18 protein-coding genes are annotated in these 20565 nt (G+C 64.0%); 10 read left to right on the top strand and 8 right to left on the bottom strand.

The genetic code is table 11. The annotated features are described in order from the left end of the window. Nucleotides 1–11 precede the first annotated feature (11 nt). Complete coding sequence (locus R2669_RS10685; protein ID WP_316900031.1) at nt 12–530, top strand: hypothetical protein; 519 nt, start codon at nt 12–14, stop codon at nt 528–530. 18 nt (nt 531–548) lie between these two features. Here R2669_RS10685 and fghA read toward each other — a convergent pair whose 3' ends face one another. Both fghA and R2669_RS10675 read right to left on the bottom strand, forming a co-directional pair. After that, nucleotides 549–1412, bottom strand: coding sequence for an S-formylglutathione hydrolase (gene fghA, locus R2669_RS10680; RefSeq protein WP_316900028.1), 864 nt, complete (start codon nt 1410–1412; stop codon nt 549–551). A 22-nt stretch (nt 1413–1434) separates the two neighbouring features. Continuing rightward, nucleotides 1435–2541, bottom strand: a complete 1107-nt coding sequence (locus R2669_RS10675) for an S-(hydroxymethyl)glutathione dehydrogenase/class III alcohol dehydrogenase (protein WP_316888434.1) — start codon at nt 2539–2541, stop codon at nt 1435–1437. A 228-nt stretch (nt 2542–2769) separates the two neighbouring features. Between R2669_RS10675 and R2669_RS10670 the strand changes: the two genes are divergently transcribed. Further along, complete coding sequence (locus R2669_RS10670) at nt 2770–4572, top strand: methyl-accepting chemotaxis protein (RefSeq protein ID WP_316888430.1); 1803 nt, start codon at nt 2770–2772, stop codon at nt 4570–4572. A gap of 7 nt (nt 4573–4579) precedes the next feature. Here the strand turns inward: R2669_RS10670 and R2669_RS10665 are convergent, their stop codons facing one another. Next, the gene (locus R2669_RS10665; RefSeq protein WP_316873906.1) at nt 4580–5248 is read right to left on the bottom strand and encodes a glutathione S-transferase family protein; all 669 of its coding nucleotides are present in this window, start codon (nt 5246–5248) and stop codon (nt 4580–4582) included. A gap of 127 nt (nt 5249–5375) precedes the next feature. Between R2669_RS10665 and R2669_RS10660 the strand changes: the two genes are divergently transcribed. After that, nucleotides 5376–6188, top strand: a complete 813-nt coding sequence (locus tag R2669_RS10660; RefSeq protein WP_316900027.1) for a DUF6597 domain-containing transcriptional factor — start codon at nt 5376–5378, stop codon at nt 6186–6188. Nucleotides 6189–6199: 11 nt separating this feature from the next. On the opposite strand, the gene R2669_RS10655 is transcribed toward R2669_RS10660, so the two are convergent. After that, nucleotides 6200–7957 carry a GGDEF domain-containing protein gene (locus R2669_RS10655; RefSeq protein ID WP_316900848.1) on the bottom strand — a complete coding sequence of 586 codons (1758 nt, stop codon included), beginning with the start codon at nt 7955–7957 and terminating at the stop codon, nt 6200–6202. Between the two features lie 341 nt (nt 7958–8298). After that, on the bottom strand, nt 8299–8580 hold the full coding sequence (locus tag R2669_RS10650) for an antibiotic biosynthesis monooxygenase family protein (RefSeq protein WP_316900025.1): 282 nt from the start codon (nt 8578–8580) through the stop codon (nt 8299–8301). A gap of 254 nt (nt 8581–8834) precedes the next feature. On the opposite strand from R2669_RS10650, the gene R2669_RS10645 reads away from it, so the two are divergent. Beyond that, nucleotides 8835–9884, top strand: coding sequence for an AI-2E family transporter (locus R2669_RS10645; RefSeq protein ID WP_316900023.1), 1050 nt, complete (start codon nt 8835–8837; stop codon nt 9882–9884). Between the two features lie 30 nt (nt 9885–9914). Here R2669_RS10645 and R2669_RS10640 read toward each other — a convergent pair whose 3' ends face one another. Then, nucleotides 9915–11159, bottom strand: a complete 1245-nt coding sequence (locus R2669_RS10640; RefSeq protein ID WP_316900022.1) for a saccharopine dehydrogenase family protein — start codon at nt 11157–11159, stop codon at nt 9915–9917. On the opposite strand from R2669_RS10640, the gene R2669_RS10635 reads away from it, so the two are divergent. Both R2669_RS10635 and R2669_RS10630 read left to right on the top strand, forming a co-directional pair. Beyond that, complete coding sequence (locus R2669_RS10635; RefSeq protein WP_316900020.1) at nt 11158–11454, top strand: hypothetical protein; 297 nt, start codon at nt 11158–11160, stop codon at nt 11452–11454. The genes R2669_RS10640 and R2669_RS10635 overlap by 2 nt on opposite strands. 147 nt (nt 11455–11601) lie before the next feature. Continuing rightward, complete coding sequence (locus R2669_RS10630) at nt 11602–13188, top strand: isocitrate lyase (protein WP_027678070.1); 1587 nt, start codon at nt 11602–11604, stop codon at nt 13186–13188. Between the two features lie 94 nt (nt 13189–13282). On the opposite strand, the gene R2669_RS10625 is transcribed toward R2669_RS10630, so the two are convergent. Continuing rightward, on the bottom strand, nt 13283–14380 hold the full coding sequence (locus R2669_RS10625) for a DJ-1/PfpI family protein (protein ID WP_316900017.1): 1098 nt from the start codon (nt 14378–14380) through the stop codon (nt 13283–13285). Between the two features lie 83 nt (nt 14381–14463). On the opposite strand from R2669_RS10625, the gene R2669_RS10620 reads away from it, so the two are divergent. The 3 genes from R2669_RS10620 (at nt 14464) to R2669_RS10610 (ending at nt 17764) form a co-directional block, all read left to right on the top strand. Then, nucleotides 14464–15492 carry a GlxA family transcriptional regulator gene (locus tag R2669_RS10620; protein ID WP_316900015.1) on the top strand — a complete coding sequence of 343 codons (1029 nt, stop codon included), beginning with the start codon at nt 14464–14466 and terminating at the stop codon, nt 15490–15492. 131 nt (nt 15493–15623) lie between these two features. Beyond that, nucleotides 15624–16919 (top strand): MFS transporter, encoded by a 1296-nt coding sequence (gene tcuC, locus R2669_RS10615; RefSeq protein ID WP_316900014.1) that lies wholly within the window; start codon nt 15624–15626, stop codon nt 16917–16919. 62 nt (nt 16920–16981) lie between these two features. Then, complete coding sequence (locus R2669_RS10610) at nt 16982–17764, top strand: substrate-binding domain-containing protein (RefSeq protein ID WP_316900012.1); 783 nt, start codon at nt 16982–16984, stop codon at nt 17762–17764. Between the two features lie 36 nt (nt 17765–17800). Here the strand turns inward: R2669_RS10610 and R2669_RS10605 are convergent, their stop codons facing one another. Further along, nucleotides 17801–18718: a LysR family transcriptional regulator gene (locus R2669_RS10605; RefSeq protein WP_316888415.1), complete on the bottom strand. Its 918-nt coding sequence runs from the start codon at nt 18716–18718 to the stop codon at nt 17801–17803. A 567-nt stretch (nt 18719–19285) separates the two neighbouring features. On the opposite strand from R2669_RS10605, the gene R2669_RS10600 reads away from it, so the two are divergent. Then, nucleotides 19286–20557, top strand: a complete 1272-nt coding sequence (locus tag R2669_RS10600; protein WP_316888414.1) for a hypothetical protein — start codon at nt 19286–19288, stop codon at nt 20555–20557. Nucleotides 20558–20565 lie beyond the last annotated feature (8 nt).

Genomic DNA, 20565 nt, shown 5'->3' with positions numbered 1-20565 from the left:
AGGAGCCATTCATGACGTATCTCCGTGCATCTTCTCTTGTAGTCGCGCTGGCGCTGGCAGGCGGTACGGCGGCGGCGTATGCCCAGACGGGGGCGGCCCAATCCAACAGCACGGCGGGGGGCAGCACCATGTCTCCGGCCGGCGGTAACAGCACCGACGCAACGGCCACGGGCACGGGCACGGGGGGCGCTGCCGTCAATGGCGGCTCGACGGGCAGCGGCCGGGATGCCACCCGTAATCGCAATGCCACCGGCAAGCAAGGGCGCTCCGGCAATACATCGTCGCGCTCGGGTTCCAGTGGCGGCTATGGCGGCAGTGCAAACGATTCGACCGGCAGCACGACCGGCGGCGGGTCGGGCGGGGTCGGGGTCGGCGCCCCTGGTGCTGGCGGCTCGGTGGGCGCGCCGGGCGGTGGTAATGGCGGCGGTGCTGCCGGCTCGGGCGGTGTCGGTGGCGGCGTCGGTGGCGGAGCAGGCAGCGGGGGCGCTGGCGGGGCCGCGGGCGGCAGCGGCGGTGGGTGCGGCCGCTAACCGCCCGCTAACCTGCTGCTAACGCAGTTGCGCTGCGTGATGCAGCAGGTGATCTTCGATGAAGGTCTCGATGAAGTAGTAGCCGTGGTCGTAGCCGGGGTGGCGGCGCAGTTGCAGCGGCTGCCCGGCTGCGGCGCACGCGGCGGCAAAGTCTTCCGGATACAGCTGCTCGGCGAGGATTTTGTCGGCTTCGCCCTGATCGATCAGGATGCCGCCCGGAAACGGGCATGAGGCCAGCCGCATCAGTTGCGTAGCGTCGTGCGCCGCCCAGGCGGTGCGGTCCTCCCCGAGATACCCGGTAAACGCCTTGATGCCCCACGGGCACACCGACGGATGCGCGATGGGCGCAAACGCCGACACCGAAGCAAAGCGCTCTCGATGGCGCAGGGCCAGCGTCAACGCGCCGTGGCCGCCCATCGAATGCCCAAAGATTCCGATGCGTCCGGCTGCCACGGGAAACGCCACGCGCGCGATGTGGTGCAGCTCGTCGGCAATGTAGCTTTCCATGCGGTAGTGCTCGCGCCACGGGGCCTGCGTCGCGTCCAGATAAAAACCGGCGGCGATGCCGAAATCCCAGTGGTCGGCTTCGCCGGGGATGTTTGCGTCGCGCGGGCTGGTGTCTGGGGCGATCAGGATGAGCCCCTCGCGGGCGGCCACGCGTTGCGCGCCGGCCTTGATGGCAAACGTCTCTTCCGTAGACGTCAGACCTGCCAGATAGAACAGCGCAGGGCACCGCGTAGCGACCAGCGCCTGCGGCGGCAGGTAGACCGAGAAGCGCATCGGCAGCCCGATCACAGCCGAGGCATGCCGATAGAAGCGCTGCACGCCGCCAAAGCAGGCATGCTCGGAGAGCAGTTCAAGTGGCGGTACGGGAATCGTCATCGCTGGGCTCCGTCTTCAACGTTCAATACAAAACGACTGAGCGGATCGACTCACCGCGCTTCATCAGCTCGAAGCCCTCGTTGATGCGTTCCAGCGGCAGCGTGTGCGTGATCAGGTCGTCGATGTTGAGCTTGCCTTCCATGTACCAGTCGACGATCTTCGGCACGTCCGTGCGGCCGCGCGCGCCGCCGAATGCGGAGCCCTTCCACTCACGCCCCGTGACGAGCTGGAACGGGCGTGTGCTGATCTCCGCGCCGGCCTCCGCCACGCCGATGATGATCGACTGGCCCCAGCCCTTGTGCGTGCACTCCAGCGCCTGGCGCATGACCTTCGTGTTGCCGATGCACTCGAACGAGTAATCCGCGCCGCCATCGGTCAGCTGGATGATGTGGTCGACCACGTTCTCCACATCGTTCGGGTTGATGAAGTGCGTCATGCCGAACTTGCGTGCCATCGCCTCGCGCGCAGGGTTCAGGTCCACGCCGATGATCTTGTCGGCACCGACCATCTTGGCGCCCTGGATCACGTTCAGCCCGATGCCGCCCAGGCCGAACACGACCACGTTGGCGCCGGCTTCCACCTTGGCCGTGTAGACCACCGCGCCCACGCCTGTCGTCACGCCGCAGCCGATGTAGCAGACCTTGTCGAACGGCGCGTCGGGGCGGATCTTCGCCAGCGCAATCTCTGGCACCACGATGTGATTCGCAAACGTTGACGTACCCATGTAGTGGAACAGCGGCTTGCCATCGAGCGAGAAGCGCGACGTGCCATCCGGCATCAAGCCCTTGCCTTGCGTGGCGCGAATCGCCTGGCAGAGGTTCGTCTTGCGCGACAGGCAAAACTTGCACTGGCGGCATTCCGGCGTGTAGAGCGGAATCACGTGGTCGCCTGCCTTCAATGACGTTACGCCCGCGCCAACCTCAAGCACGACGCCCGCGCCTTCATGGCCAAGGATCGCCGGGAAGATGCCTTCCGGGTCGGCGCCCGAGAGCGTGTAGTAGTCGGTATGGCAGATGCCGGTCGCCTTGATCTCGACGAGCACTTCGCCGGCACGCGGGCCTTGCACGTCGACCTCTTCCACGGTGAGCGGAGCACCGGCTTTCCAGGCGATGGCGGCTTTGGTTTTCATGCGCATTCCTTTTCTTGAAGTGGAGCCTGCCCGACGTGGGCAGCGTAGGGAGGGCGATTGTAGAACGTTGCCTGCTGCGGCAACGTGATAGCGAAGTCATGTCATGCACATCAGACTTCAGATTTCCTTATGACGGCCGTTTCTTGTGCGACGGCAGGCCGATAGGGCCATGTGCCGCGTGCCTTACATGGCGGAACCGCCGCCGTGGACTTCGTAGGAAACGATACTGTGCTTGCATCCATCCGTACTCGCATTTTGCTGACCTGCGTTGCCATCGTGGTCGGCGCATTGACCTTCGCTGGCGGCCTCAACTATCTCGTGACGCGTTCGTACAACGACGAGTCCATCCGCCAGAACCTGCAGTCCGTCGCGCGCGGCCACATCGCCGGCATCGACGACTGGGTGGCATCGAAGACGCAGATGATGGTGTCGCTGCAAGACGTGGCAGTGTCTGCCGATCCGATCCCGGTCTTCAAGGCTGTGCACAAGGCGGGCGGCTTCATCAACGTCTATGTCGGCTACCCCGACAAGTCGTACAAATTCTCCAATCCCGAAGGAATTCCGCCCACGTACGATCCGACCGCCCGCCCCTGGTACAAGCAAGCGGTGGATGCGGGGAAGCCCGTGGTGACGCCGCCGTACGTGAGCGCCAGCACCGGCCAGCTCGTGGTGACCTTCGCCGTGCCCATTCTGCAAGGCAGCACGCTCAAGGGCGTGATCGGCGGCGACGTGGCGATGGACAGCGTGATCGCCAACGTCAAGGCCATTCATCCGACGCAGGCGAGCTTCGGCTTCCTGGTCAATGCGGCCGGCAAGATCGTGGCGCATCCGAATGACAAGCTCACCCTCAAGCCGGCGACCGATCTGTCGGCCGGTCTGAACGAGGCCACGCTGGCATCGCTGGCGCAGGCGGAGAAGCCGGTGGAAGTGTCGGTGGATGGCGCGGCCAAGCTGCTCTACCGCCAGGGCGTGAAGGGCACCGACTGGGGCCTGGTTGTGGCGCTGGACAAGTCTGACGCCACGGCCGGCATGCGCTCGCTGGTCATGACGTCGATTGGCGCGCTGGTGGGCGTGGCCATCGTTGCGGCACTCATCGTTGGTGCGATGACGGCACGCGCGTTCCGCCGCCTGTCGATGATCCGCGATGCGATGGACGACATCGGCTCGGGCAGCGGTGACCTCACCAAGCGTCTGCCGTCGGATGGCCAAGACGAAGTCGCGCAGATCGCCCGTTCGTTCAATACCTTCGCTGACAAGCTCACCGCGGTGATGCAGCAGATCCGCCTGGGCAGCGATTCGGTGCGCTCGGCCGCGCAGGAAATTGCCGCCGGCAACGCAGATCTCTCGCAGCGCACGGAAGAGCAAGCCAGCTCGCTGGAAGAAACCGCCTCGAGCATGGAAGAGCTGACGAGCATCGTGAAGCAGAACGCAGACAACGCTCGTCAGGCCAGCCAGCTTGCCGTGACGGCGTCGGATGTTGCCACGCGCGGCGGCGATGTGGTCGGCCAGGTCGTGCAGACCATGGGCGGCATCAACGAGAGCAGCAAGAAGATTGCCGACATCATCGGCGTGATCGAAAGCATCGCATTCCAGACGAACATCCTGGCGCTGAACGCCGCGGTGGAAGCCGCACGTGCCGGCGAGCAGGGCCGCGGCTTTGCCGTGGTGGCGAGCGAAGTGCGCAGCTTGGCGCAACGCTCGGCAGGCGCCGCGAAGGAAATCAAGGCGCTGATCCACGACTCGGTGGACCGCGTCTCCAACGGCACGGCGCTGGTGGATCAGGCCGGCGTGACGATGGCGGAGATCGTCGATGCGGTGAAGCGTGTGACCGACATCATGGGCGAGATTTCGTCGGCGTCGGAAGAGCAGAGCAGCGGCATCGAGCAGGTCAACCAGGCCGTCAACCAGATGGACCAGGTGACGCAGCAGAACGCCGCGCTGGTGGAGCAGGCGGCTGCTGCCGCGGAGTCGCTGGAGGAACAGGCCCACAACCTCAATGAGGCGGTGGGGCAGTTCCGCCTGTCGCACTGATCCCGGCTCAGGCCTCGGAAGCGGCTGCGCTGGCAGCCGCCTTGGCCTGGTCCTGTTCCTCCGCCAAAGCGAGGTCTGCGGCCTGTGCGCGCTTGACCGCGGGCCGTGCAAGGATGCGGTCGATATACGCGCGCACCACGGGCGTTTCGGGCATCAGCTTGAACATCGTGATCCAGTCGAGTGCGGCGCCCCAGAGCACGTCTGCCGCCGTGAAGCGCTCGCCCAGGAAGTACGGCCCTTTGGCCAGTTGCGCGTTGATCGCCGCAATGACCGTATCGAAGTCGCCATAGGGCGAGGTCGAATATGCGGCCGGCGCGCGGCCCATGGAATGGTCGACGACAGCGGGCTCGAAGCACGAACCGTAGAACGCCATCCATCGCAAATACGGCCCACGCAGCGGGTCGCCCACGGCTGGCGACAGCCCGGCTTCGGGATACAGTTCTGCCGCATACAGATACACCGCCACTTGCTCGGTGATGACCGCATCGCCGTGACGCAGCGTCGGCACCTTGCCCAGCGGATTGAGCGCGAGAAACTCCGGCGTCTTGTGCTGGCCCGTGGTCAGGTCGAAGGCGTGTACCTCGTAGTCGGCGCCGAGCTCTTCGAGCAACATGCGCGCACCACGCGAGCGGCTGCGCGGGGAGTGGTAGAGGGTCAGGTGGCGGTCTTGCGGCATCGTTGGCTCCGTGGGCAATGAAACGGGGGGAGGAAAGCTGGCCACTGTAGGTGAGGAGGCCGCATCCGTCTTGGAAAAATCCGCCGCCGCAGTGCATCATCGCGGCATCGCCTTCGCCGCCGATTCCATGACCGATCTACGTGACGTTGCCGCCAAGCCAAAGGGGGTGGTCGATCCGTTGGCCTTTCGTCAGCGCTTCCGCCTGAACCGTTATCAGCCATCTGCCGCCCTGGCCGGCGTGCTCGATCACCACTGGGTTGTCGAATGGGACCTGCGCGGCCAGCCGCCCTATACGCAGCGCACGCTGCCGTATCCGTGCGTCAATCTGGTGTTCGACCGTCGGCAGACCGCCGTCTTTGGGGTGGTGTCAGGCGCGTTCGAAACCACATTGGCCGAGACAGGCCGGGTGATTGGCCTGCGCTTCCGGCCCGGCGCCTTTCGCGCGTTCTTCGGCAAGCCGGTACGTTTGCTGACCGACAAGACCGTGCCGGTTTCCGATGTGCTCGGCATTGGCCATGCGCAGGCAGAAGAGATCGTGCTTGGCGCAGGTGACGACGCCGGCATGGTGTCTGCCGCCGAAACGCTGCTGCTACGCGTGCTGCCGCCGCCGGACCCGCAGGTTGAGCGCATCCACACCATCCTGCAGTCGCTGCAAGAGGACGCACGCCTGACACAGGTGCGCGACCTGGCCGAGCGCACCGGCATGAGCGAACGGACGATGCAGCAGTTGTTCTCGGAGTACGTGGGCGTGACGCCGAAATGGGTGATCCGCCGATACCGCTTGCACGAGGCGGCCGACCAGCTTGCCAACGGCGCAGCCGTGGACCTGGCCGAGCTCGCGCACGGGCTTGGCTACTTCGACCAGGCGCACTTCACGCGGGATTTTCGGCGCCTTGTGGGGAAGGCGCCTGGAGAATACCGGCGCGCCAATCAGGCCTAGCGCGCCCGGCATCAATCCGCCGCGACCGCCACGTCTGGCGACGCAGGCGGGCGGTCCGTCATGACGCAGTTGCGCCCCGCCAGCTTCGCGGCATAGAGCAGATGATCCGCCCGCCGCAGCAGCGGCTCCAGTTCGGGCCCATCCGCCGCGGACGCTGCTGCCACGCCAAAGCTGGCGGTCATGCGGCACGGCTGATCGGTGCCGGTGGGTACCGTCACCTCGGCAATGCGATGACGCAGATGATCGGCAACCGCGCGGGCCTGCGCGAGGCTGTTCGCCCACACCATCACCGCAAACTCCTCGCCACCGATGCGCGCCACCATGTCGGCGGACGGGCCTTCGGCGCGGCACAGCCTTGCAACGGTGCGCAGCGCCTCGTCGCCCACGGCATGGCCGTACGTATCGTTGATGCGCTTGAAGTGGTCGATGTCGAACATGATGAGTGCAACGAGCCGCGCTTTGGGCTGCGGCGATTTGCACATCGCGCCGGCCCGGTCTTCAAAGGCGCGGCGATTGAGCAACTGGGTGAGCGGGTCAGTCTCGGCCATGCGCGCGAGTTCCTGCATCAGGTGCGCGCGTTCCACTTCCAGCCGGCGGCGCTCGATGCTGTTGATGCGCAGCACGCGGATCGCCTCGAACATCGCGCGGATCTCGCGCCGCGCAAAGGCGGTCGGGATGTGCACGCTCAGGTTGCCGCGCGCAATCCCGTCAATCAGCCGTGTGGCGTTCACGAACGGCCCCACCACGTTGCGGCGGAACGAGATCGTCATCCACGCCAGGGCGCCGAGCACCGACAAGACCGCGCCTGCCGAGCCGATGAGCACCAGCAGCATCGCGCGCCGATGTTCGCGGATGTCGTCTTCCGCCAGGCGCAGCACGATGTCGCGGAAATCCGTGATGGCCCGCATGGTGGGCACGTAGCGGTCCGCAAATGCCGCCGGGGAGATATCGGCGCCGCCGGGCTGGCTGGCCTGGGCGCGCACAGTGGCCACATAGCGCAGTCCATCGCCAAAATACTGGGCGCCGACGGTGGCCAGCGCGTGCTGGTTCAATGCCGAATGCGCGCCCACGCGGGTCTCGATCATGCTGCGCAGTTGGTCGATGCGGCCTTGCGTGCGTTCGATGGCCAGCTGCTCTTCAAACGTGAGCATGCGGTGCATGGCGAGCGCGCCAGTGAAGCGCGAACCGAGCTGGCCCGCGTATTCCCGCAGATCGGCCGACAGCCGCGCCAGCGTCAGGCAATTGAGCACGTCGGGATCGCCACGCGTGATGTTGGACGTGCGCGCGTTGACGATGGGCAGGAATTCGGGGATCACGGCGATCATGCGGCCCACCCCGTCGGCCAGGTCGTTGCTGCTGCGTGAGCGCAGGGGCAGGGCGGTCAGTCGGTCGATGTTGGCGCGGGCCGCAGCCAGGTGCGTTTGGGCGCTGCGCGCGGCCTTGATGTCGGTTTCGCAGCCTGGGCAATCCTCAGGGCGCAGCGCGTCGAGCAATTGGGCAACGTGTTCGTCGCTGGCGGCACGCATGCGTTGGAGCGCCGCGATGCGCTCGGCCGGCACCGGCAAGTCTTCGCCGAGCACGCCGTTGGTGGGGCCGCGCTCGGCTGACACCTTCTCCATCGCCAGCAGCGTCATGCGCAGCGCCTGGATGCTGCGGGCCGCATCGTCGGCGCGGCCATAGGCCAGCCACGCGTAGCCCAGCAGCCAGCACGACAACGACAACACCGGAACGAGGACGATGGCGACGCTGGCGCCAAAGCGCCTGTCCATCGACGTTTCAGAAGACATGAACGGAGGGGTGGAGCGTCTGGGCGAGCGGTTGGGCAGAGCCGGAAGGCAGTTGCAAACGGGTTGCACAGGTGCCCGCGCTTATTGCCGCGTGCAGTGCACATCTCTGGCTAACGGCAGCATCGGGCGCTTCTTTACGTTGCCATTGGACTCGCGCCGCGAGTGCGGACTGCAAACAAATGCAAAAGGATTCTTACGGGATGTTCAGGCGGAAGGAAGGGCCGAAGGGGCAGCGGACTGTCAGGTCGTTGCCGCGGCATGGCACGAGATGGCGCCATGCGCATCTCGTGCCTGAGTGAGGATCGAATGATCCGGCGCGCTGGTTATTTGACCACCACCTCGGAGTGCACGACCTCCGGCGCCTTGGCAAAGAACGGCCCCACCAGCTTGCGCCATTCCTGGAAGTCGTCAGACTCGCGAAAATCGACCATGTGGTCTTCCACGGTGTTCCAGCGCACCAGCAGCACGTAGCTCGTGTCGCGCTCGACAATGTGGTGCAGCTCGGCGCCGTGGCAGCCTTTGGCGCGTGCAAACAGCGGCAGGGCTTGCTGGACAGCGGCTTCAAACTCGCGCTGCTTGCCGGCGAGAATTTCGATGTGGGCCATTTCGAATACCACGTTGTGCTCCGTTCGGTTGGATGGGGTGAGCAGACTATAGCCGGCAATCGCTCGCGCCATGGCCGGGCCGGTAGCGGGGTTGTTCGACCGTGCGACGCGAACTTTTGGTTGGCTTCGCAGGCCTTGTCCACCTGCCGGCGCCCCTTTGACAACCGCCGCTGCGCGGGCATACTCGGATTTCATTGCCTTGGCCCGGATCCTGCTCGGGCTCTTCAGGCGTCACCTTCAAGCAAAAGCAACCCATGGATAGCGGAAACGACCACCAGAAATTTTTCTACCTCTTGCTGTTCGTCGTCACGCTTGGCCTTTGCTGGATCCTGTCACCGTTCTTCGGCGCGGTGTTCTGGGGTGTCATCCTGGCGATCCTGTTCCAGCCCGTGCAGCGCGCGCTGGTCGCTCGGATGGGCAAGCGGCGCAATCTCGCTGCGCTCGCCACCCTCGCCCTGATCATCCTCATCGTGATCCTGCCTGTGATCTTTGTGACAGCGACCATCGTGCAGGAAATCGGCGTCGCCTATCAGGAGGTCCAGAGCGCGCAGCCGAACTACTCCCGGTACCTATCGGAAGCGGTGCATGCGCTGCCGACGTGGGTTCAGCAGCTGCTTGCCAAAGCGGGCCTGACGAACATTGCCGGCATCCAGAAAAAGCTGGCCGACGGCGCCGCGCAGATCAGCCAGTTTGCCGCCACGCAGGCGCTGAGCATCGGGCAGAACACGTTCCAGTTTGTGGTCGGCTTTGGCGTGATGCTGTACATGGTGTTCTTCCTGCTGCGCGATGGCGCCGAGATCGGCCGCCGCGTGCGCCGCGCGCTGCCGATGGACGAAGAGCACAAGCGCCTGCTGCTCAGCAAGTTCACGACCGTGGTGCGCGCCACCGTCAAAGGCAACATTGCCGTGGCGCTGGTGCAGGGCGCCCTCGGCGGGCTGATCTTCTGGATCCTTGGCATTGACGGCGTGGTGCTGTGGGGCGCGCTGATGGCGTTCCTGTCGCTGCTGCCGGCCATTGGCGCGAGCCTCGTGTGGATTCCGGTCGCGGTCTACTTCCTGATGGTGGGGGCGATCTGGAAATGCGTGATCCTCGTCGCGTTCTGCGGCGGGGTGATTGGGCTCGTCGACAACCTGCTGCGCCCGCTGCTGGTCGGCAAGGACACCAAGATGCCCGACTGGGTCGTGTTGATCTCCACCCTAGGCGGAATGGAGCTGTTCGGCATCACCGGCTTCGTGATCGGGCCGCTGGTCGCCGCATTGTTCATGGCCAGCTGGGACATCTTTGCGCGCGGGCAGAGCGAATGAGGCTCCGGCCGAATGGGCGGCGCGTCCCGCTCATATCCGCTCGAACCGCAGACCTGCGTGGCGCGTCAGGCGCTCGATGAAGCGTTCGTCGAACATCGTGGCCGGCGTCCAGAAGCCGCCCGGTCGCCCCGTCTTGATGCCGTCTCTCATGTGGTCCAGCGCGAGGCTGGCGGCAGCCTGGCCGAGCATCTTGCCGGTCGAGCCGTAGCCCGGGTCGCGATCGCCGGTCACCTTCACGCGCAAGGTGTTGCCTTGAGCGGTGCGGCCGAACAGCCGCAGGTCGTAGCGGCCTGCCAATTGCGCCGCTGGCGTGGGGCCTTCGCCGGGTTTGGGCAGCAGAAAGCGTTGCATGACGATGCGAGCAGGCTTGATGACAATGCCCAGCATGAATGCACCCAGGCCGGCCACCATCGTCATGGCTTTCATGCGGCCACTCAGGCCGTGCCCGGTGATCACGGCTTCGTCATAGAGGAAAGGATTGCCATAGGCGTTGCCGGACAAGGCGTTGGAGCGGTGCACCACGCGCTCATTGATGGCCGCCATGACAAACGGCGCAATCCACACATCGAAATCAGCATCGAATGCCGCGCCCCTGACCGAGCGCTGGCGCGCCGTGAAGCCATGACCCTTGGGGCACAGCGCGTAGGGATCGGCCAGCTCCTTGCGCAAGGTGGGGTCGGCTGCGGCTTCCTGCACGACGTTGATCAGGCTGGCGATCGTGCCGCCCGATGCGCCGCCCTTTAGCGTCTTGACGCGCAGCTTCACCTGGGTGGCGGGCAATCCCCATTGCCGCATGGCTTGTTGCTGCAGGAAGTAGACGCCCATGTCCGACGGCACGGAGTCGAACCCGCAGCAATGCACGATGCGGGCCCCGGACTGCTGCGCGCTCGCTTCGTATTTGTCGATCATGCGCTTGATCCACTGCGTCTCGCCGGTGAGGTCGCAGTAGTCCGTCCCGCTTTCGGCGCAGACCTTGATCAACGGCTCGCCATATAGGGCATAGGGGCCAACCGTGGAGACCACCACCCGCGTTTGTGCGCACAGTGCGCGCAGCTGCACTTCGTTGGCGGCATCCGCCACGATGATCGGAAGGGACTCGCCAGCCGCACCAAGCGATCGTTTGACCTCCAGGAGCTTCGCTTCTGATCGTCCGGCAATGGCCCAGCGCAGCGTTTCCGCATCACCCGAAAAGTGTTCGGCCACGTAGCGGGTCAGGATCCGGCCGACAAAGCTCGTGGCGCCAAAGACGACGACGTCATAGTCCGGAGCGGGCATGGAGTTTTCCTTTTTCTTTGGACGGATGAGGGCGGAGGGCTGCGCCACTTTTATCGTTTTGCGGCAAACAAATAGTGAAGGCGCTGAGCCCGCCGGGCAACCGGCCGCGTGCTCACCGCATTTCTGGTCGGACACGCGCACGCCGGGTTGGCGCGGGCGGATTTGCTTGGCTTCAGCACTTGAAAGACCGTTTCACATTACGGAATCTGCCCGGAAATTCTCCGTCGTTGCCGTCCCGTTTGCTGAAAACACGTTCCGCATCGCAAAATTTGTTAGCTATGTTGTTGAAAAATAAAGAAAAACTAACTCTTATGTCTTATATAAGACCTTGCTGCGACGCGTCAAAGCCGACCTACAATAAATCCACGCTGCTCGCTTCGAAATCCGGAGCTGCACACGCAACCGATTCCTCTCAAACGCGCTTCATTTCCAGGAAATTGACATGGCCCAGTATCAAGACGACATCAAGGCAGTTGCCGGTTTGAAAGAAACCCACGGCAGCGCATGGAATGCCATCAACCCCGAGTACGCTGCTCGCATGCGTGCCCAGAACAAGTTCAAGACGGGTCTGGACATCGCCAAGTACACCGCCAAGATCATGCGTGCGGACATGGCCGCCTACGACGCCGATCCGTCCAAGTACACGCAGTCGCTCGGTTGCTGGCACGGCTTCATCGGCCAGCAGAAGATGATCTCCATCAAGAAGCACTTCAAGAGCACCGAACGCCGCTACCTGTACCTGTCCGGCTGGATGGTCGCTGCGCTGCGCTCGGAGTTCGGCCCGCTGCCGGACCAGTCGATGCACGAGAAGACTTCGGTCAGCGCGCTGATCCGCGAGCTGTACACCTTCCTGCGTCAGGCCGACGCCCGTGAACTGGGCGGCCTGTTCCGCGAGCTGGACGCCGCCAAGGACGCTGCTGCCAAGGCCGCCATCCAGGAAAAGATCGACAACCACGTCACGCACGTGGTGCCCATCATCGCCGACATCGACGCAGGTTTCGGCAACGCAGAAGCCACGTACCTGCTCGCCAAGCAGTTCATCGAAGCGGGCGCCTGCTGCATCCAGATCGAAAACCAGGTGTCGGACGAGAAGCAGTGCGGCCACCAAGACGGCAAGGTCACCGTGCCGCATGAAGACTTCCTCGCCAAGATCCGCGCGATCCGTTACGCGTTCCTGGAGCTGGGCGTGGACGACGGCATCATCGTCGCCCGTACCGACTCGCTGGGCGCCGGCCTGACCAAGCAGATCGCCGTGACGAACACGCCGGGCGACCTGGGCGACCAGTACAACTCGTTCCTCGACTGCGAAGAGCTGTCGGCCGACCAACTCGGCAATGGTGACGTTGTCATCAAGCGCGACGGCAAGCTGCTGCGTCCGAAGCGCCTGCCGAGCAACCTGTTCCAGTTCCGCGCCGGCACGGGCGAAGCGCGTTGCGTGCTCGACTGCATCACCTCGCTGCAGAACGGTGCCGACCTGCTGTGGATCGAAACCGAAAAGCCGCACATCGGCCAGATCGGCGGCATGGTCAAGGAAATCCGCAAGGTCATCCCGAACGCCAAGCTGGTGTACAACAACAGCCCGTCGTTCAACTGGACGCTGAACTTCCGTCAGCAGGTGTATGACGCGATGAAGGAAGCGGGCAAGGACGTGTCGGCTTACGAGCGCGGCCAGCTGATGAGCGCCGAGTACGACGACAGCGAACTGGCGAAGCTCGCCGACGAGAAGATCCGTACGTTCCAGGCCGATGCATCGCGCGAAGCCGGCATCTTCCATCACCTGATCACGCTGCCGACGTACCACACCGCCGCGCTGTCGACCGACAACCTGGCCAAGGAATACTTCGGCGACCAGGGCATGCTCGGCTACGTGGCTGGCGTGCAGCGCAAGGAAATCCGCCAAGGCATCGCCTGCGTCAAGCACCAGAACATGTCGGGCTCGGACATCGGCGACGACCACAAGGAATACTTCAGCGGCGAAGCTGCGCTGAAGGCGGCAGGTAAAGACAACACGATGAACCAGTTCCACTGATTCACGGCCAAGGTCCTACCCAAAGCACAACGCCAACCCATTGCGGGTTGGCGTTTTTTTTCGCCCGGCGTGCTGAGCGTTCCGTAAGGGTCAGTCACTTCGCCGCCTGGGCCTCGCGCCCGTACTCCAACTGGAGCGCGACAATGTCGGCAGTCGCGCTGCCATACCGGCCGGCGATTGCGCCCAACGCTTCCTGCAGCGCGCCCGCCGATGTGGACTTCGGGAGCGCAAGTTGCCGATACACATTCGCAGCCGTGTCGCTGGGTAGCAGCGTGAGCCCACGGCGCGATCGAACGATCGTCTGAGTGGAAACCGCAATCGCTTGCGACCGATACGTTCGGGACCATGCGTCTGCGGTCAGCGCCAGGGCGATTTCATCGACACCGTCCGCGATCGGGATTGCCCACGTTTCATGCTTCCAGAACAAGACGGCATTTCTGGCAATGGACCACATGCGCCCGGCCGTGAGATGGAACGCGCTGGAGTCGTGCTCAGCCCCCCAATCGTCGATGCCCAACCTTGATGCCACTGCGGCGGCCTTCGCCCGTCCGGCAATCGCTTCAACAAGCGAGAGGCTTGCAGGAATGGAGGCCGAGACACCGGTTGTCGTCATGATGTTGCCGTCGACAACATAGCGCCGGTCTCGAGTCCAACGTGTCTGCGGAAAGGCTCGGGCGATGCTGTCGAATGCGTACCAGTGCGTCGTGGCCGATCGTCCTTCAAGCAGGCCCGCTCGCGCCGGAATCCACGCGCCTTCGCAGATGGAAAGCACGAATGCGCCTTTGTCTGCCTGCGCGCGGACCCAGCGGATGATGGTTTCATTCCGGTCATCGTGCAGGGCGGGGACGACTACAATGTCCGCGCCGGTTTGATGTGCCGAGTCGAATGCCTCCAGGGTCTTTTCGGCCTCGATTCTCAACGCGGGCATCAGGTTTACCGCTCCCGGGTGCGTCGACACGATGACGACATCCGCAACATCCGCCTCTTTCAGCACGCCGTAAGGAACAAGGAGATCAGTGGTCTCCGTGCCCGCGTTGTCGGCCACAATCGCGACCAGAGGCCGGGTTCGTCCTGCCTTGAGCGGTGGTAACCGGAGGTCATTGGTCACCGCAGGCGCGGCTTCTGTGCCACGCATGAGCGTCAGCATGACGGTGAGAGCGAGCAGAGCGGCTTTCAGAAGTCTGCGGTACATGGAAAGATTCCGGAGAGCAGGACCGCCACTCTAGCGGCTGAGCACTGCCGCCCGAAACGACAAATTGATCGCATTTTTCGCCAATGCACGCGTGGACTCTCAAGCCAAGGCGCATCGCCGTCATTGCCTACGACGGGGTGCAGGCCCTCGACGTTGTCGGGCCGATGGAAGTTTTCGCGATGGCAAACCATCACAGGCCCCAGCACGTCGCGCCCTATGAGATCGCTCTTGCTTCTCCTGCAGGCGGTGCCGTGACTTGCAGTTCAGCGGGTGGGCTTTGTCTTGGCGATACGGTTGCGCTCGCCGACCTGCCGCGCGATATCGATACGGTCATCGTCGCGGGCGGCAGCGAAGAGGGGCTCCGAAAGGTCATCTTCGAGACCGAACTGATTCCGTGGCTGAAATCGCGTGCGCCCGAAGTCCGCCGGCTTGCAAGCGTCTGTACGGGCGCTTTTGTTCTTGCTGCAGGCGGCTTCCTGGACGGCAAGCGCGCTACGACGCATTGGAACTCGCTTGCGCTGCTCAAAGAACTGCGTCCGCAGATCGACGTGGAGTCGGATGTCATCTTCGTGGCCGAACCGCCCATTTACACCTCGGCAGGGATCACGGCCGGCATCGACCTGTGCCTGGCGTTGGTCGAAGCGGATTGCGATGCGCAGACAGCGTTGGCGGTCTCGCGGCAAATGGTGCTTTTCATGCGCAGGCCGGGCGGCGAGTCCCAGCTCAGTTCGGCGCTGACCATGCAGGCTGCAGCGGTACCGCGCTTGCGCAATCTGGCGACCAGGATCGTGGAAGATCCGACCGGTGATCTGTCGGGTCCCGCGCTTGCGGCGCGTGCCGATATGAGCGAGCGGACGTTCTCTCGCGCGTTCCGCAAGGAAATCGGCATGACGCCGGCGCAGTTCGTCGAATCCGCACGAATCGGGCGTGCCAAGGCCCTGCTCGAAACGTCCGACTGGCCCTTGGCGCGTGTCGCCGAGCGCGCCGGTTTTGGCAGCGTCCACGCATTGCATCGGGTGTTCCAGAAGCGGCTTGGCATCACGCCAGGTCTGTATCGGGAGCGCTTCAGTGTGCGGCAAGCGCAAGGCACCCCTGCGCCCATCAATGGATAGATTGATAACCAAAGCACATCAATCCTTCCGAAAATTGCACTTCTCGTTTGCCAGTCTCCCGGCGAACATTGCCAAAACGACAAACGCCGTCCAACGGCGTATTCTTTTTTTGGCTTCCAGGAGACACCTCGATGCACCCCCCGTCCAGCCTTTCGACCGGGCAATCCAAGGCCGCTGCGGTCTTCCGCGTCACCGCCGGGAATTTCCTGGAGCAGTTCGACTTCTTCCTGTTCGGCTTCTACGCCACGCAGATCGCCAACGTCTTCTTTCCGACCGAAAGCGAGTTCGCCTCGCTGATGATGACGTTCGCTGTTTTTGGCGCCGGCTTTCTGATGCGGCCGCTCGGTGCGATCGTGCTCGGCGCCTACATTGACGACGTTGGCCGCCGCAAGGGGCTCATCGTCACGCTGTCCATCATGGCAAGCGGGACGGTGCTGATCGCGTTCGTTCCCGGCTACGCCACGATTGGTCTCCTGGCACCGGCGCTCGTGTTGCTGGGGCGTCTCCTGCAGGGTTTCTCGGCGGGCGCGGAACTGGGCGGCGTATCGGTCTATCTGGCCGAGATGGCCACGCCGGGCCGCAAGGGCTTTTTCACGAGCTGGCAGTCTGCCAGCCAGCAGGTGGCAATCGTCGTGGCGGCAGGCCTGGGCTTCGCGCTCAACCAATGGCTCAGTGCACCGGCCATCGCCGCATGGGGATGGCGTGTGCCGTTCTTCGTCGGCTGCATGATCGTGCCGTTCATCTTCGTGCTGCGCCGTAATCTTGAAGAAACGCAGGAGTTCAAGGCGCGCAAGCATCGTCCGGGCATGAAGGAGGTGTTCGGCACGCTGCTGCAAAACTGGGGCGTCGTGCTCGCCGGGATGATGCTGGTGGCGATGACCACGACGAGCTTCTACCTCATCACTGTCTACGCGCCGACGTTCGGCAAAACCGTCTTGCATCTGAGTACGGCCGACAGCCTGCTCGTGACGCTGTGCGTTGGGGTGTCGAACTTTGTGTGGCTGCCGATTGGCGGTGCGCTTTCCGACAGGATCGGCCGCCGGCCGCTGCTGATCGGCATGACGGTGCTGACCATCGCCACGGCATACCCGGCGCTTTCGTTCCTCGCGCACGCGCCCAGCTTCACGAACATGCTGCTCGTGCTGCTGTGGCTGTCGTTCATGTACGGCATCTACAACGGCGCGATGGTCGTCGCGCTTACCGAAGTGATGCCCGTGCAGGTGCGCGTTGCCGGGTTTTCGCTTGCCTACAGCCTCGCCACGGCAGTGTTCGGCGGCTTTACCCCCGCCATCTCGACAGCGGCCATCCATATGACTGGCGACAAGGCCGCTCCCGGCTACTGGATGAGTCTTGCTGCCGCATGCGCGCTCCTGGCGACGTTGACGCTCTATCGCCGCCGTGCAGTAACGCTGGCGCCGGCGCACTGACGCCCAACGCATCCCGCGTTCCGCCTATTCACAAACACGTACGACCTGGCATGACCCTCACCATGAAGACTCTGTTTCGGAACCTGTGCGCAGCCGCGCTCGTCGCCACCTCGGCACTGGCAACCACCGTCCACGCTGCTGAACTGCACGTCATGAGTTCTGGGGGCTTTACGGCAGCCTATAAGCTGCTTGGGCCCAAGTTCGCCGCGCAGACGGGCAACACGCTCGACACTGCACTCGGCCCGTCGATGGGCAAGTCGCCCGAAGCGATTCCGAATCGGCTCGCACGCGGCGAACCTGCCGACGCCGTGATCATGGTCGGCTACGCACTCGACGATCTGATCAAGCAAGGCAAGGTCATCCCGGATTCGCGCGTGGAACTGGCCGACTCGCGCATCGGCATGGTGGTGCGCGAAGGTGCAGCCAAGCCCGATATCAGCTCACCCGAGGCCCTCAAGCAAGTGCTGCTGCATGCCAAGTCGATCGCCTACTCGGACAGTGCAAGCGGCGTCTATATCGAGCGCGAGCTGTTCAAGAAGCTGGGCATTGAAGAGCAGGTCAAGGCAAAGGCGAAGATGATTCCGCGCATTCCGGTGGCATCCGTGGTGGCCACCGGCGACTACGAAGTCGGCTTCCAGCAAGTGAGCGAACTGCTGCCGGTGCAGGGTGCGGCCTTCGTCGGAAAGATTCCGGAGTCGCTGCAATCTGTGACGCGCTTTGCTGCGGGCATCCCCGTCGGTGCGCAGCACCCGAAGGAAGCCAAGGCGCTTCTCGACTATCTCGCTTCGCCGGGGGTGCAGCCGGACGTGAAATCGACGGGCCTCGATTCGGTACTTGCGCATTGAGTCACTGCGCTCGCGCGGCATGTCAAGCGGTGCTCGTTAGGCGTCGCTTGACGTCACGCCTCCGCGCTTCGCTTCCATGATCATGCGGTGAAATTCCTCTGCGGCTGGTGTAAGCGCCCGGCCGCGCCGCTTCACGATCCCGACGCGCCGGTTCACGACCGGCTCCACCAGCGGCACGCTCGTGAGAATCGGATGGTCATGCCCCGGCATGGCCATCGATGGCACTGCAGCGACACCCAGCCCGGCTTCAACCAACCCCAGCATCGTCGTGACGTGCCGCGTCTCACAGACGCTTGGCGCTCGCGGTGCAACGGCCGAGAGCGCCTGATCGAGCAGCAGTCTGTTGCCGGAGGTCTTGTCCACTGACACGTATTCGTGTTCGTAAAGCTCGTTCCACGTCACGCGCTTTTTTCGGGCGAGCGGATGATCGCGTCGGCAGGCAACAACAAACCGCTCCTGCAGCAGCATCTTGAATTCGATTTCGGGCTCCTGGCTGCCCATGAAGCTCACGCCAAAATCTGCCTCGCCGCTGATGACGGCACCCAGCACTTCGTTCGCGCTTGCATCCAGCAGCTTGACGCGGATGCGCGGAAAGCGGCGGTGATAACGCGCAATCAGGTTCGGCAGAAAGTAATAGGCCACCGACGGCACGCACGCGATGGTCACCTGCCCCAGGCGGCTCGATGAAATATCGCGAATACCCAGCAGCGCGACGTCCAGATCGTCGAGCAGTTGTTCGGCACTGCGGGCGAACACGCGGCCGACCGTGGTGAGCGTGACGCGGCGTGTGGTGCGCTCAAACAGGGGCACGCCGAGCGCGCTTTCGAGCTTGTCGATTCGACGGCTCAACGCGGGCTGGGAAATGCTGATCGCTTCCGCGGCCTTGCGGAAGTTGCCCAACTCCACCACCGCGCGAAACGCCTGCAAGTCCGTCAAATCGAAATTGATGCCCACCGGCCAGCCTCCACATCCCAGATGCGCAGCATTTTGCGCGATTTATTACGGGGGTGACACGTCTCCAGCGGCACGCGCAGGGCTCGCCCAGTTGAACGCTGTGCACCGACACGGGGCGCGGATTCGAAGAGGCCGCGTGCGACAGCGCTCAACCGCTTTATCAAAAAAGCTCATCAAACCTGCCAATGCGTTGAAATGCGCCGACGCTTCGTGTCACATGTCGCACCAAGGCATGTCACCCCTCTTTCGTAGGGGGTGTGGCACGGTTCGTGCAGCCTTGCGCCCGGTTTGACGACAACAAAAGAGTTGGGAGGGTGTATGTGCAACAAGCCGGTGTCCGGGGCACCGCTGTTGGAAGAGGCTTGCCAGCTGGGCAGCATGGTCAACAGTTCGCACCGACGCTTCGACGCTTCGACGCGCGAAGGCCCTGTCGATGACTCCGCATCTATCGCGGCGCATTCAGCGCTGCACAGATGACGTCGCGCATGGCGAACTGAATGCCGCGGGCTCGAAGGAGGGCCCAGCAACCAGATATCAGATGCATCTCTTCTTTCAAGGATTTCTTTGATGATCGTGTTTTCTCAACGATGGATTGCCGTCGCAGCGATTGCGTTTGCGCTGGCGGGCTGTGGTGGCGGATCCGATAGCACGCAGGCCAGCAGCACGACTGGCACGGGCGGCGGCACAGGGGCGCAAGGCGGTACCAGTGGTGGCAGCAGTGGAGGGACCACGGGTGGCCAGACCGGCGGAAATGGCGGTGGAACGACCGGCGGCAGTACATCGACCCTGTCGAACAGCGCAGCGCTCGTCCAGAAATTGGGCAAGCCTTCGCGCGTGCTCGTCGGCCTCGGTTCGGGCCAGTCGATTTCGGATATGCAGAGCCAGGGCATTCGGCCTGACATCATCGACGTTTACCTCGTGGGGGCCGGGCCGGGTTCGTGGCCCTACTGGAACAGCCCTGACGGCGCGTACATCACGTATGCCGCGCAAGCTGCCCAGACCTATGGCGCCACCCCGATGTTTACCTTCTACCAGATGGCGCAGAACGGTGACGGCAACCTGAGCGGCATCACCGATGCGACCTTCATGAACACGTACTGGAGCCAGGCGCGATTGATGTATCAACGCATCGCTGCGCTGAATGCGCCCGTGCTGATCAACCTGGAGCCCGATTTCTGGGGCTACGTGTGGGCGCAGGCGCCGAGTCACGACCCCACGCAGATGCCCGCGGTGGTGAACAGCCAGCCGGAATGCAGCAGCCTGCCGAACACCGCCGCCGGTATCGGGCAGTGCCTGGTGCAGATGGCGCGCCAGATCGCACCCAAGGCGCTGATCGGATTTCCGCCCGCGTTCTGGTCGGGATCGCCGACTGCGGTTGCGGGGGAAATGCGCGCTGCGGCTGCGCACCAGGCCGACTTCATCGTCGCCCAGACCAGCGACCGCGACGCCGGCTGCCTCGAAGCCGCCGCCGTGTCGGAGTGCACAGGCCGCAGCGGCACGTTCTACTGGGACGAGAGCAACATCGCCACGCCGAATTTCCATCAGTCGCAAAGCAGTTACCTGGACTATCGGACTGCGTTGGGGAATGGGCTGCCCATTCTGTGGTGGCAGACGCCGCTGGGCGTGCCGTCCAGCACGCCGGGCGGCACCAACCAGCACTACCGCGACAACCACGTCGATTACATGCTGCGCAACACGCAGGAATACGGCGACGGCCATACCTTCGCCATCGTCTTCGGCTCGGGCGGTACGTACCAGACGACGATCAACACCGACGGCGGCCAGTTTGCGCGCCTGCTCGGTCTGTACCTCGGCGGGGGCGGAGCCACCCTGCAATAACCGGGCGG

It is taken from the genome of Ralstonia edaphi (assembly GCF_958350185.1).
GTDB classification, from domain to species: Bacteria; Pseudomonadota; Gammaproteobacteria; order Burkholderiales; family Burkholderiaceae; genus Ralstonia; species Ralstonia edaphi.
The sequence above is the reverse complement of the archived record's forward strand: the minus strand, read 5'-3'. Positions and strand labels throughout refer to the sequence as shown.